This is a genomic window from Rhizobium sp. AG207R, assembly GCF_027109195.1.
GTDB classification, from domain to species: Bacteria; Pseudomonadota; Alphaproteobacteria; order Rhizobiales; family Rhizobiaceae; genus Rhizobium; species Rhizobium dioscoreae.
Genome location: NZ_JAEPVT010000020.1, coordinates 30,328 through 42,960 on the forward strand (window position 1 = coordinate 30,328; position 12,633 = coordinate 42,960).

Below are 12,633 nucleotides of genomic sequence, written 5' to 3' on the forward strand. Positions count from 1 at the left end.
CATCCATTAATGGGCGACACGATCCCGCGAGCGAAACCGATGAAAGGAGCCGTTCGAGTAGAACAACATCCTCGAGTCTGAGCTGCCAAGTATATGTTGGCAAAGCAATTTCGGGCAAATCGAAGGAAGCGCCGATACGAAGCATCATCGGAAGCGTTCCAACAAAATTTGCTTCCCGACCGAAGAGGATTCACCCGCATTCAGTGTCGCCCCTTGATGTGTGCCGGTGGAACTCGTCTGCGGCACGTACACCCAGCACTAGGCCGCGAAACCGATGTTTGTTTCGGTCGCTCGTAAGGCCGCGGGGCTGGCGCTGCCCCTACTCATCGCCCCGCTGCCCCTCGTTTCTGCCCCTCATGCTCGCACAAGTTCCCCGAGCGCTGGATAGTCGGTGTAGCCTTCCGCTCCGCCCCCGTAGTACGTTGCCTTGTCAGGAGCGGCCAAGGGAGCGTTATCTCGCAAGCGCTGCACTAGATCTGGATTGCTGATATATGGTTGTCCAAAGGATACCATGTCCGCGTTGCCGGATTGAACTGCATCAAGCGCCATCTGACGGGTATAGCCATTATTTGCAATGTACTTCCCCCCGAAAGCAGCGTGCAAAGCTTTGAAGTCAAATAATCCCGCCCCGTTCGGCCCCCTCGTCTGTCCTTCCACACAATGCAGATAACCGAGACGCAGAGCTCCTAGCTGTTCCACAAGCGAACCATAAGTCGCCTGTGGGTCGCTATCGAGTGGCGTGTCACCCGCAGAACGTGTTAAAGGCGACAGCCTCACTCCAACCCTATCAGGGTCCCAGATTTCCGAAATGGCGGTAATGACCTCGACGGGAAACCGTGTTCTGTTTTCGATAGACCCACCGTACTCGTCATTGCGTTTATTGGTGCTATCCCGAAGAAACTGATCCAGAAGATAGCAGTTAGCGGCATGGACTTCGACTCCATCGAAGCCCGCCTCCTTCGCTTTACGCGCGGCGTTGCGGTAGTCATCGATGATTCCCGGGATTTCTCCTGTCTCCAAAGCTCTCGGTATTGATGGACGCGCCTGGGTGCGGCTTTCGAGGAAGATAAGTTCGCCGGCTTGAATGGCAGATGGAGCCACCGGCGCAACTCCGTTCTCTTGAAGATCAGAGTGAGACATTCGGCCCACGTGCCATAACTGGCAAACTATTTTACCGCCCGCTTCGTGCACCGCATCGGTGACCGGCCGCCAGGCGGCTACGTGCTGATCATTATAAATGCCAGGCGTAAAAGCGTAACCTCTGCCCTGTCGAGAGATATTCGTGGCCTCGGTGATTATAAGTCCCGCGCTGGCGCGCTGCTTGTAATACTCGATCGCCAATGGACTCTGGACCCCATCCATGTCCGCACGGGAACGCGTTAGAGGGGCCATTGCGACGTGGTTGGCGAGTTCGATAGCTCCGAGTTTGAACGGTTTGAAAAGCTTAGGCCCATCGGTGTTTGGCATGGATTTGATCCTGCTTCGTGCGATTGCAATTCACTTGTGTACGTCTCGCGAAATTTAGTCCGCTTCCCTCGAAAATAGGGCCGTCGCTGGCAATTCAGGACGGCCCTAAATGCGGGCGCGCAGCCCGCGGGGCCTGACAAAGGGGGAAGCCGGGACCTACTGCCATCACAGCTTGGGAGGAGGAATGCGATGACCGGTATAAGCTACCATCAATGACGCACGGTAAAAGTTGTACATAGGTATATTGGTGCCATAGCCACGGCGCGCTGCAACTAAGATACGCGCTCCGCAAAGCGGGTAAAAATCTTGGTGGCCGGGGTCCGTCTGACAATCGCTGCAACATCGAGCGACACAGGATTTTCTAGGGGCTGATCTATGGCAAAGGAACCTGCAAAAGTCCCGGAGCGCTACGCCCGAGACACCGAGACAACTTTGCGTGTTTACGGGATTTCACAGCTTTTAACTCCTCGATGACAGGCCATTCGGCTAAGCTGGCCTGAGATTTTGGCGGCACCGAAATATAGACAATTTGGCACTACAGACCGGCAGCGACACGGCCAAAAGTCGCCGGCAACGCCCTGAGGGTGCACAAAGTAGACTTCGAATTTCCAACAGGATCGACCGATGCCAAAGATGTTTGTGCATTCCTCAAAAGGTACCTTTTCACCCGAAGCACGCTCGAAGGTTGCCAACTCGCTAACCAATTTAGGAATTGAGTGCGAGAGGCTGCTAGATTCTGAAAAAATAAAAAGGGGCGTCTGGGTTTTCTTCAGCGAACACGACTCCGACAGTATCTTCAGCGGCGGTGAAGCGGTTTCAACACCGCAGATTGCGCTGGTGACATATGCTATTCGCGGAGGCTTGGACGAGGAAACCCGGAAGGTTTTCATAACGGAAGCAACCGCCATTCTGAGTCAGCATGCGGACCCAGCCCAAACGTCAACACCGACCTATGTTGTCATCCAAGAAACGCCCGAAGTTGATTGGGGCATGTATGGCAAACAAGTGGATCTCGCGACCATGCAAAAGTCGGCGTGAGCGTTAACCGTGGATGTTTCCGGTCGAAGTTGATCTTTGTCCGGTATTGACGTCTGTTCGCAATGGTCGGCATCCAGGGCAACAAGATAAGCGTGGTAATCGCGTGGAGCCGACCGCGGCTGTGTCCTCCCCTACGTTCGCTCGATGTTATGTGGCTTGAGAATTTAGATCCGCTTTTCGCAGAGGAATCCGATTTGAACAAACCCAACGAGCAAAACCTGAAGCCGGAAGAAACAATAGAAGCAATGGCGTGGGCTGACCTCTACGCTGCTGCCCCCGCTGACTTTGTCGACAAAAGTGGACTCAGCGCGTTTCGGATAGGCCAAGGATGCGCCATTGCGCTTCCCTCGTTGCCTGAAGCCGTCTTCAATCGGACAATAGGCGTGCGCGAAATACAGTCACTGCGGAAAGCATATGTCGGGACACAACCCGCCGGCAGCGCTGCGATGTTCGCCTCCGATCACTCTGCCTGGCTCGGTATTGACTCGGCTGTTCCGGAACACAGGAAGAACGGCGTACAAACCGCCCTGATCAGAGCACGGATCGAAAAAGGTCGCGAGAGAGGAGTGTCACTGTTTACGGTGGAGACGGGACAGCCGGAGGCCGGGAGGGAACGGGATTGTCCGTCATTCTCCAATATGCTGAGAGCCGGCTTCGTACAGACCGAGACGAGGCTCAACTTCGGTCCTGCTTGAAGAAAGCGTTGAAAGACTGCGTCCGGATATGCAGTTTTTCCCATACGTGCCATTGGCTCGCTCGACCTCCCGTCGGGGAGCCGCTTTTCTCGCCCCCAAAGCAGGTAGGCTGCTATGATGAGTATTCATGAGAAAAGCGTTCGAACCAGTTGGGACTATCATTTGTAGTTGCCTCAGCTGACACCCCAATAAAGGTCCTGACTAGCTGATCGAGGTTTTGTAAAAACCGGCATCAGATAACGAGCCCACCTCGCCAAAGTAAATCAATTCGACAACATCTCTTCTCGATCAAGCAAGGCCTTCGCAGCGACCAGATCAGGAAGCTCAAGGGCTGGGTTGAACCACTCATATATGGGGCCAAGCACCGAATAGGCCTGTGCAAACGAGCCGAGCTCAAGGTATAGTTCGGCGAGGTTTGTTGCAGCACGAAGCTCGAAACCGCGACCCTTTTGAGCTCGTGCGATCCGGAGGGCATTTTCGAAATGGCCTATGGCGGCGCTCGCATTCGCTTTTGAAGACATCCACTCTATTTCACCCATAATGCGGTGCATGTCCGCCTCCCACCAGCGCTCGCCCGTGGCATTTATCAGAGCGGCCGCCTCTTTAAGACACTCTCGTGCGATCTCGAATTCTCCGATGTGGCCATGGGATCTCGCTTTCATGATAAGGAGGGTTGAAACTTCTACCGTCGAAGCTAATGCCTTGTCCGCTGCAATTGCCCTGTCAAACAGGATGATGGCTGCCTCGGCCATTCCGCGGCAGGCAAGCTCGCAAGCCTGATCAGCCAATCCGTGTGCCGCAAATGCTGCAGCGCCTGTTTCTTCGGCTAATGACACCAGTTCCTCGGCTTGCGCTTTCGCGGTGAGGTAATTTCCAAGTCGAAGCTGAATAGAACTGGTGCGATGGAGCACGGCCATCAAGGTAGGTATGTGCCCGATCCTCCGTGCATTTGCCAAGGATCTTTCGACATCAAGACGGGCCGCATCAGGGCGGCCGAGTATCCAGTGCGCGTTTGCCCTGAAGGCGAGAAAGCCGGTTCCGAAATCCATCCCGAAATGATCGATCAAGAATTCGCTGTGCTTTTCGGCATCATAGATTTCGGCGGCATTGTTGAGTTGCGTGAGCCCGTTCGAAAAGTCTCCTGACACCACCAAGGCGGCTCCAAGAAGAGAATGACTAAGAACGCGAGGCACCTCATCCGCCTGCTTTTCGGCGAGCGCCAGCGATTGGCCGGCCAATTCCCTTACCGCTTGACCATCGAAAGCGACATAGTTCGCCATCCAGAAGCCAAATAGAACCGAGAATGTTACGAATGGATCCTCAAGCCTTTCACCGGCGGCCTCTATCTCCTCGACAAAGATACGCGCTTGGTCGAAAGCCGACCTTGTAGCTTCCGAGGTGTAACTCTTGGTGTACATGAAGGCATTGGCCAGGCCGAGCTGTGCTTTGAGCCTTTCCCTGCGTTTCAACGCACTGTCAGGTAGTCCGGAGACAACCGACAACGCTCGATGGAAGTGCGCTTCGGCTTCGACGTACGCCGATTTCGCGATCGCGCGTTCGCCTGCTTTCAGCCAGAGACCTGCGGCTTTCTGTTGCTTCCCGGCTTCGGCGAAATGGCGCGCCAGCAGCTCGGGTTGGTTTTTCGCGACATCGGGGAGTTCGGATTCAATAACTTCGGCAATGCGAGCATGCAAAGCGTGACGAGGGTCGCGCAAAAGCGTGCCGTACGCGGCATCCTGAAGAAGTGCGTGCGTAAAAGTGTAGACTGTATCCGGTGGAGCCCCTTGTACATTCATCAGTCCGGCTTGAACAAGGCGATCAAGCGCTACCTGCAATTCGGCCTTCGACAGGTGCGCTACCAAGGAGAGGATAGTCATCGGGACTTCGCGCCCTATCGCGGCGCCGATCTGCGCAATGGCTTTGGCGTTTCCCAGCCTATCGAGCCTTGACATCAAAGACGCATGGAGGCTGGCTGGGACTGCAAGACGAGGCGGCGGTAACGAAGCGATAGCACGGGCCACAGAACTGTCATCACCGGCTTCCAGCACCGCTTTCGTCATCTCCTCGATAAACAAGGGAATGCCGTCTGCACGCTCGATTATATCCTGGCGGACATGCGCGGCCAAAAGGCTGCCCTGTGCAACATGATCGACCAGCCTCCCGACTTCGGCATCTCCAAGTCGATGGAGCATGATTGATTTGACATTCGAACTTTCGCGCCAGAGCGATTTGAATTCCGAGCGGAATGTCAGAAGCAGCAATGTCCGAAGCGGCGAAATTCTGCGAATCAGTTGACCGATTAACTCCAAGCTTGATGCGTCGGCCCAGTGGATATCTTCGAAGACCATCAGAACGGGAGCGTGTCTGGACGCGGCTTCCACCTGCCAAATCAATGCATCCATGGTCTTCTGCCGCTGCAAAGCAGGCGGCATATTAATCTCCGGATAACGGCCGTCGCTCGCCAGGGACAAAAATGCTGCAATGAGTGCCGCATGCTCGGGCGTAGTACCTGTCATGGCTAGCTTGGCGTCAAGTTTCTCGAGCTTGGTCGGCAGGTCGTCTTCGCGTCTGAAGCCAGCCGCCCGTTCCATGTGGCCGCTGAAGGGCGAAAGCACGCTATCTGCCCGTTGAGGTGAGCAGAAGAAGCGCTTCAGAACGAGTTTTTCTTTTGCGAGGCGTTCGACGAACGTTGCGGTCATTCGCGATTTCCCGATACCCGCTTCGCCCATGAGCAGAACCACCTGACCATCGCCAGCGCTCGCTTTGGTCCAGCTCTCAAACATCGCGTCCAATTCGGATCGTCGACCTACCAGCTCTGTGAGCTTGCCTTGGTGGAGTGCTTCGAAACGGTTCTCGCGAATTCCCCGGGGCAGGACCTCCCAGGCGGGAATTAAACCAGTAATACCTTTCAGATTCTGAGGGCCGAGATCGGACACTTCGAACAGGTCGCCCAGGAGTTTGCGAGTTCCTTCAGCAATAACCACCGTATCGGATGAGGCGATGCTTTGCAGACGTGCTGCCAGATTTGGCGTGTCTCCGACAACGCTCCTTTCCTGCGATTCGCCCGAACCAACGAGATCGCCGACAACCACAATACCGGTCGCGATGCCGATGCGAACGTGAAGAACCGATCCGGCGGTCTCCAACTTCGGCACCGCATCGGCGATCGCCAGCCCCGCCCGGACGGAAAGCTCGGCATCGTGCTCATGGGCAACGGGGTAGCCGAAGTACGCCAAAATGCCGTCACCCATGTACTTGGCGACAAATCCCCCGTTCGCCTCGATCAGACTCGTGCAGCACCTATGATAGGCGCTAATAATGGTGCGCATATCCTCTGGGTCGAGTTGCGTCGACATCGCCGTCGAACCCACGATATCGCAGAACATTACTGTCAATTGACGGCGTTCAGCAGCGTCTACTGCATGAGTGGATATCTTGCCCGCTTCCGTCACGGACTTGGAAACGAGGGCGGCGATCGCTTTGATCAGCCGTTTTCGATGCCCGAAGGGAATTCCAAACTTTTCCAGGTCGAGTTCCGTTACCTCAAGCAGAACATCGCCGTCTATCTCGTTTTCACGAAAAAGGCGCTCGTATTGACCTAGTCCGATAGCCCGCAGCCAGTCACCGATCTCGTCTACAGTCAAAGCTGGCGGCACCATCAGCTTAACGCCTCTATAAGGTTGATGTGATGCGATGAAGACAATTCGGAGGGGAAACGATCCTTCTCCGGAACAATATCGCGACCCCTAGTAGTCATCCCCGAGCCACGGTAGCTCGCCCATACCGACGCTTACAACAGTCCACTTCGGTCTACATCTGGGCACGCAAAAGGTATGCCTAGACTTTGGTATATTTCTCAAGAGCGCACCGCGAGGGAGGGAATGCAACGCTAGACAGCACCGAACTTCGGCTCCATCGCCGGATCGTTTCTTAGGAGATGGCATGGAAGAGGCCGCGCCTACTGACAGAACGGATGACTGCCTCTTATGATGCGGCGTGATCTTGCCCCAAGGGCTTTGTCCACTGTTGAGTTCGATCCAGCGGTCTGACCGACGAAAGCCCGGCGGTATATGCGTTCGAGGCTTTGTCTGAAGGGCCGATTGCCCTTTGAGCGTCTGCTACACTTGCACGATCAGGCTTTTATGCTGGAACTGGTTGCGGGGGCAGGATTTGAACCTGCGGCCGCAACGAAAACTGTTGAGCTAAAAAGGGCAGCGAAAGAAATAGTCAAAAGTGGAACCGTGGGCGCAAAATCGATCAGATCGGAGAAGGCGCAGGAGGCGTGAGTAGTCCCCGATTTCCATCTCCCAGTCCCCTGCCCCGAACTCTTCGATCTGGAACCTCCGCGTAATGCCTCTTTGAAACTCAAAGCCCAGAGATGCTCCACCGTGCACCACGATGATCCATCGTGACCGAGAGTGACTGAACGTAATGCATAATCTTCCATCCGGCCAGCTTTGCTGAGACGGATGAGACAACTCCGCAGCGAGCATCTTCTGCATAGGTATTGCGAGAAAACTCAATGATGAGCAGCGACGGCACGCCTGAGGCGGTCGCGGATGTCACCACCATCGGCATTCTTCATCCGTGCACATTGAAAAATCGGTCGACGGCTGTGCAGATCTCGGTGCCTTTTGTGAAAGATCCAAAGGCCGACAAGGCGTCAGGCCTCGTCGGAAGCCTGGACGCGGGCATTCGGCCATGAAAATTGAGTCGTCACGTCGCGGAGGAAACCCCGGAGAGATGCAACACGCGACGAGTTGGCGGATTTTGCATATTCGAGGGAGAACCGACTGGTGGAAGAGGGCCTAAAGTCTTCGATGGGCTCAAGGCTAATCGCGGCGCACGCGGGCGCCGACGTTTGACCACGACAGTCGGGTTACATTTTGACATTATTTCATCCTCTGATTGTCGTTAGAAATCAAAAGCCATTGCCCTTTGTCGGGGGAATATAGGGATCCGGGTAACCGAGCTTAGGTTTGTCGGTTGTGCTACCCGTATTCGTCGACGACTGTTGCTTTGGTTCTTTTGATTTGTCGGAGCCACTGGATTGGTAGGCATAGGCACCGAAGATAAGGCCGACTATCGCGGCGACCAGCAAAGCTGCACGCATGTTCTTCTCCTTCTCACGGATCTGCCGACCCGAAGTCAAAGCGAACAACGAAAATGTCCACTTTGCATTCGTGATCAATTGGTAGCTTCTCTGGCGATATTGGACCTTGATCTGCATCAATAGGCTGAGGTGGTTGCGCAAAGGGAGCGCACGCCCTGTGCGAACCCAACGTCATCCGATGACCGAAATATAGAGGATACGCTCTTCAGCAGCGGCACGGATAAGAGCCTCTCTGGCCGCTTCCGGAGGGATGACGTCGTTCAGAGCATCAAGGCATGCCCTGATCGCCATGACATATTCCTCGCCATCGTCGCTCGGCCAATCCGAGATCAATGTTACTGCCGCATCCCGGACGGTCTTGATGACCCTGTACTTCTCGCCGGAGCGCACGACGAGCCTCACCGCGGGAAACTGATGCGATGTATGCCATTTCATAGAGCGTGATCCCCCGGGCGCAAGAATATCAGCAACCCGCACAGGCAAACTTCGCTGAAAAGGTTGCGAATACTACGTTTATCAAGGCACTTGGATGGCAACTTTGACATGCCTCAATTGAGGTTACAGACCAGCGGCGGCATCACAGACGGGTCGACACGCCTTCGTTACCAGGAAAATAGCTTCGGCAATTCATGCGTGAGGGTATCCGGGCCTCGGATTTGGACCTTCACTGTGCGGTACGGTCCTGATTTCGATGTTCTTACAAGATCCTAGTCGAACCGCGTGGTTCATTCGTCTAGAGTGGGCTCTGGCACGGCGGGAAGCGTTACCAGCAAATTGTCGTCGTGGTCCGCAACCACCGTGACCACAAATCGGGGTCTGTATGCGTTTGTTACTGGTCGAAGATAGTGCCCGCCTGCGCGATTTGCTGACCGAAAGTGTCCATCAGGCGGGGTGGCGCCTTGATAGTGCGGCAACGGTAGGCGCCGCGCTGCTGGCAACACAAACTGTCAGCTACGACTTGGCCTTGGTGGACTTAGGCTTACCGGACGGCGACGGCTTGAATCTCATCGGGGAACTGCGTCGTGAAGGTTTTGCCGCACCGATCCTCGTGATCACGGCGCGCGGTTCGATTGAAGATCGCGTAGCGGCCCTCGACGGCGGTGCCGATGACTATCTCGTCAAACCGTTCAATCACATCGAATTGCTCGCGCGCTGTCGCGCCCTTCTGCGCCGCAGAGCGCCGCATTACATCGAATCCATCATCGTTGGGGGCCTGTCCTTCGATCCCGCAAACGGTGTCGTGACAGTCGGCGGTGAATCGCTCGCAGTCGCACCACGCGAGCGGTCCGTCCTGGAACTGCTTATTCGCAACGCGGGCCGGGTCACTCCCAAGCAACTGATCGAAAGCAAACTCTCCGAATTTGGCGACGATATCTCGACCAACGCGGTGGAATTGGCGATCTCACGCCTGCGCCGCCGCCTCGCCCCGTTCGATTTGCCCATCAGCATCGAAACAATACGCGGTATCGGCTATTTGCTGCGGGAAAAGCGCCAAAATGGTTGATCGATCTGCTCGGCCGCCAACGCTGATCCGCATCATCACGCTGCGCATCGCGCTCTTTGCAGCGCTGGCCATGGCGGTGCAGGCCGCACTCGTCTTTGCCGATTATTATTTCGACAACGAGCAGTTGGCGGCGTTGATGATCGAACGTGAAACCGGAAAGCTGTCGAAGGGTTTCGAACGCCGTCATGACGAAGCGCCCTACAAGTTGCCGCACGACCTCGACCGTTACGGCGTCCAGGGTGGCTTCTACATCACCCGCATCCGCACACCGACCGGTCAGATTCTCTATACGAACTGCGACGCGCGCTGCGACAATCACCTTCTGCCGCACGAGGTCAATCCGCCGGACCTCTGGTCTCGCATGCTGAGCGACGGTAAACCGCTCGCCGTCGCCGGCGGCAAGACCTATGAAATCCATGGGGACAAGATTTTTATCGAGATCGCGATCCTGCACGACAGCGACGGCATCATGTGGGCGGTGATCGGGCGTGAGTTTGCGGATCATCTCGCCACCCCGATGGCCATCATGCTGCTCTTCGTCCTCGGTGGCACGTTATTGTCAATCCGCCAGGCCCTGCGCCCGGTTGCAAAAGCAGCGCGAGAGGCCGGCCATCTCGATCCGCTGGACCCCAGCCATCTGATCAACCAGACCGGCATGCCGCGGGAAATCGCCGATCTTGCCGCTGCCGTCAATAGGAGCCTTGCGCGCATCGGCACGCTCATGAAATCGCAGCGTCTGTTCACCACCGCTGTTGCGCATGAGATCCGCACGCCGCTGGCTATGATGAAGCTGGAACTTGGCAATATCGAGCATCCCCGTGCGCGCAAGATCGAGACAGATCTCGACGCGCTGGCGGGTTTTGTCGGCCAGATCACGGCGCTGGGGCGGCTCGAAAGTGCTGACCGTGCCGTGTTCCGGCCGGTCGATCTGGCAAAGCTGGCTGATTGGGTGGTCACCGATATCGCACCCCTGGTCTATGACCTCAATCACACCATTGCCTACAGCAATCTTGGCGCTGGCTCTGTTGAAGGTCATGCGCCACTGCTTGAGGACGCATTGCGAAACCTCATCGAAAACGCCGTAAAACATACCCCGGAAGGTGCGGCCATCGACGTTGTTGCAGGCCCTGGTCTGCGCTTGACAGTCAACGATGACGCAGGTGTTTTTGACGCTCCGGCGAAGATCCCCTTTGGCGATCTCAAAGCCGATCACATGGGTATCGGCCTTGAGATCGTGCGCCGGATCATGGCCCTGCATAGGGGGCGGCTGGAGATCGAAGTGGAGCCCGGCCATCTGACAGCCGTGACGCTCCTGTTTGATTAGGCCAAGCCCTAGATTGAAGCGAAGAAGCTGCCGCCAAACAGCGTGACGGTACCATAAACCAGACCAAAGGCGACCAGAAGACAGAGGGCTGCAACAGGCAGCGTGCCACCGGTCGCCTCTTTATGGTCGACATAGGCTTCGCGCCGTTTGCGGCCGGTGATCATGGCGCCGATGAGATTTTCACGCTTGATGAACTGATAATAGAAGTTCGCAACGACGTGCAACGCGACCAAGGCAAGGATGGCGAAATAGAACCAAGCAGAATGGATAGAAGCGGCCCAACTCGAAACGCTGTCACCCACCAGCCCAGCAAAAGGCCCTGAGGCGGTCACTCCGTCGCTGGAGAACATACCAAGCAGGACTTGAACGCCACAAGCGACGATGAGACCGATGACCATCAGACCGCCAGCGGGGTTGTGGCCAAGATAGCGCTCTGCTCTGTTGCGCCGTAACGCCTTGAGATAGGTCCACACGGCGGCGGGAGAGCGTACGAAACCAGAAAAGCGAGCCGTTGAACTCCCGAACACACCCCAAAGAACGCGATAAACCACCAGTACGAGAACGCCGTAGCCTGCCGCTTTGTGAACCGTCATGTCCGGATCGTTGAAACCGCTCGAGACCCAGGCCGTGATGATCAAGGCGACGAGCGACCATTTGAACAGACGCGTGGGAAGGTCCCAGGCACGAACGACATCGCTCTTGGTAGATGAAATCTTGCCGCCATTTTCGGCGGGTGGTTCGCAATAGGGTTCGTAGGCGGATCTTTGTTCGCTCATGGGGAGTTTCCTATTCTGGAAGATTTGCAGCAGCTATTTGTAAGCCGTGTGGCAGGACTTGCATTCGGCTGCCACAGCCACGAATGCCTTGCGAAACGAGGCTTTGTCTTGCGCCTGCTGGCTCGCGGTATTGGCAATCATCGCCATCCTGCTGAAGCGGGCATGGAGATCCTTCTCCTTGGTGCTGCTCTGGTTGGCAAACATGGCGTCAGCAGCTGCGGCATCCGCCGCGTAGCGCTGCAGGACCTGCTCGGCGGCCTTGCTGTCGAAGTTGGCAAGCACGGCCTTGGCTGAAGTGGTGTTATCGCCCATGCTGCCCATGATACTTTTGAGCGAGGCAGCAACGGCCGGCCCCGCCAGCACGGCAAGGACAAGGCCGGCTCCGATAGAGCGATTAAGCTTGGAGGATGATTTTCGCGGATCTGTCATGGCGCTCAATTTTCGTTGATTTCCAAAAAGGGGTTACTTTTGGCTGCAACCACATAATTGACGGCGACGACCAAACAGCAGCTCCTGAGAGCCCTGACATCTAGGGGAGCAATTGCGGCGAAATGCACGGCCACATCTTCTCGGGAGACTGCTTTCGTCTTCCCATGACAGGCTTTTGACAGGTTCGTCGATCGCGATCCTGTTGATTGGAAGGTCTGAGGTCAAACCATATGTCTTGAGATCGATGGCCGTGAACGGCCGCAACATACGCCCTCTAGCCTACGCTT

General features: G+C 56.0%; 11 protein-coding genes. 5 read left to right on the top strand and 6 right to left on the bottom strand.

What is annotated here, in order from left to right; translation table 11 throughout:
• Window positions 1-354: 354 nt before the first annotated feature.
• The gene (locus JJQ51_RS32115) at window positions 355-1,467 is read right to left on the bottom strand and encodes an alkene reductase (RefSeq protein ID WP_269245818.1); all 1,113 of its coding nucleotides are present in this window, start codon (window positions 1,465-1,467) and stop codon (window positions 355-357) included.
• A 624-nt stretch (window positions 1,468-2,091) separates the two neighbouring features.
• Here JJQ51_RS32115 and JJQ51_RS32120 point away from each other — a divergent pair.
• Entirely contained in the window at window positions 2,092-2,505 is a 414-nt protein-coding gene (locus tag JJQ51_RS32120; protein WP_269245819.1) for a tautomerase family protein, read from the top strand.
• Window positions 2,506-2,699: 194 nt separating this feature from the next.
• Window positions 2,700-3,200 carry a hypothetical protein gene (locus JJQ51_RS32125; protein ID WP_269245820.1) on the top strand — a complete coding sequence of 167 codons (501 nt, stop codon included), beginning with the start codon at window positions 2,700-2,702 and terminating at the stop codon, window positions 3,198-3,200.
• 263 nt (window positions 3,201-3,463) lie between these two features.
• On the opposite strand, the gene JJQ51_RS32130 is transcribed toward JJQ51_RS32125, so the two are convergent.
• On the bottom strand, window positions 3,464-6,859 hold the full coding sequence (locus JJQ51_RS32130) for an ATP-binding protein (protein WP_269245821.1): 3,396 nt from the start codon (window positions 6,857-6,859) through the stop codon (window positions 3,464-3,466).
• Between the two features lie 866 nt (window positions 6,860-7,725).
• Here JJQ51_RS32130 and JJQ51_RS32135 point away from each other — a divergent pair.
• Window positions 7,726-7,905, top strand: coding sequence for a hypothetical protein (locus JJQ51_RS32135; protein ID WP_269245822.1), 180 nt, complete (start codon window positions 7,726-7,728; stop codon window positions 7,903-7,905).
• Between the two features lie 216 nt (window positions 7,906-8,121).
• Here JJQ51_RS32135 and JJQ51_RS32140 read toward each other — a convergent pair whose 3' ends face one another.
• Both JJQ51_RS32140 and JJQ51_RS32145 read right to left on the bottom strand, forming a co-directional pair.
• Window positions 8,122-8,313 (bottom strand): hypothetical protein, encoded by a 192-nt coding sequence (locus JJQ51_RS32140; protein ID WP_269245823.1) that lies wholly within the window; start codon window positions 8,311-8,313, stop codon window positions 8,122-8,124.
• Window positions 8,314-8,484: 171 nt separating this feature from the next.
• Window positions 8,485-8,748, bottom strand: coding sequence for a DUF982 domain-containing protein (locus JJQ51_RS32145; protein WP_269245824.1), 264 nt, complete (start codon window positions 8,746-8,748; stop codon window positions 8,485-8,487).
• A 385-nt stretch (window positions 8,749-9,133) separates the two neighbouring features.
• On the opposite strand from JJQ51_RS32145, the gene JJQ51_RS32150 reads away from it, so the two are divergent.
• On the top strand, window positions 9,134-9,817 hold the full coding sequence (locus JJQ51_RS32150) for a response regulator (protein ID WP_269245825.1): 684 nt from the start codon (window positions 9,134-9,136) through the stop codon (window positions 9,815-9,817).
• Window positions 9,810-11,141: a sensor histidine kinase gene (locus tag JJQ51_RS32155; RefSeq protein ID WP_269245826.1), complete on the top strand. Its 1,332-nt coding sequence runs from the start codon at window positions 9,810-9,812 to the stop codon at window positions 11,139-11,141. The genes JJQ51_RS32150 and JJQ51_RS32155 overlap by 8 nt, the downstream gene beginning before the upstream one ends.
• Before the next feature lie 8 nt (window positions 11,142-11,149).
• On the opposite strand, the gene JJQ51_RS32160 is transcribed toward JJQ51_RS32155, so the two are convergent.
• The gene (locus JJQ51_RS32160; protein ID WP_269245827.1) at window positions 11,150-11,917 is read right to left on the bottom strand and encodes a cytochrome b/b6 domain-containing protein; all 768 of its coding nucleotides are present in this window, start codon (window positions 11,915-11,917) and stop codon (window positions 11,150-11,152) included.
• Between the two features lie 33 nt (window positions 11,918-11,950).
• Window positions 11,951-12,355 carry a hypothetical protein gene (locus tag JJQ51_RS32165; RefSeq protein ID WP_331275838.1) on the bottom strand — a complete coding sequence of 135 codons (405 nt, stop codon included), beginning with the start codon at window positions 12,353-12,355 and terminating at the stop codon, window positions 11,951-11,953.
• Between the last annotated feature and the right edge of the window lie 278 nt (window positions 12,356-12,633).

What these genes read in the sequence shown, in the direction of transcription:
- JJQ51_RS32115 (WP_269245818.1), bottom strand. Translation starts at nt 1,467, where the DNA reads ATGCCAAACACCGATGGGCCTAAGCTTTTCAAACCGTTCAAACTCGGA.
- JJQ51_RS32120 (WP_269245819.1), top strand. Translation starts at nt 2,092, where the DNA reads ATGCCAAAGATGTTTGTGCATTCCTCAAAAGGTACCTTTTCACCCGAA.
- JJQ51_RS32130 (WP_269245821.1), bottom strand. Translation starts at nt 6,859, where the DNA reads ATGGTGCCGCCAGCTTTGACTGTAGACGAGATCGGTGACTGGCTGCGG.
- JJQ51_RS32135 (WP_269245822.1), top strand. Translation starts at nt 7,726, where the DNA reads ATGAGCAGCGACGGCACGCCTGAGGCGGTCGCGGATGTCACCACCATC.
- JJQ51_RS32140 (WP_269245823.1), bottom strand. Translation starts at nt 8,313, where the DNA reads ATGCGTGCAGCTTTGCTGGTCGCCGCGATAGTCGGCCTTATCTTCGGT.
- JJQ51_RS32145 (WP_269245824.1), bottom strand. Translation starts at nt 8,748, where the DNA reads ATGAAATGGCATACATCGCATCAGTTTCCCGCGGTGAGGCTCGTCGTG.
- JJQ51_RS32150 (WP_269245825.1), top strand. Translation starts at nt 9,134, where the DNA reads ATGCGTTTGTTACTGGTCGAAGATAGTGCCCGCCTGCGCGATTTGCTG.
- JJQ51_RS32155 (WP_269245826.1), top strand. Translation starts at nt 9,810, where the DNA reads ATGGTTGATCGATCTGCTCGGCCGCCAACGCTGATCCGCATCATCACG.
- JJQ51_RS32160 (WP_269245827.1), bottom strand. Translation starts at nt 11,917, where the DNA reads ATGAGCGAACAAAGATCCGCCTACGAACCCTATTGCGAACCACCCGCC.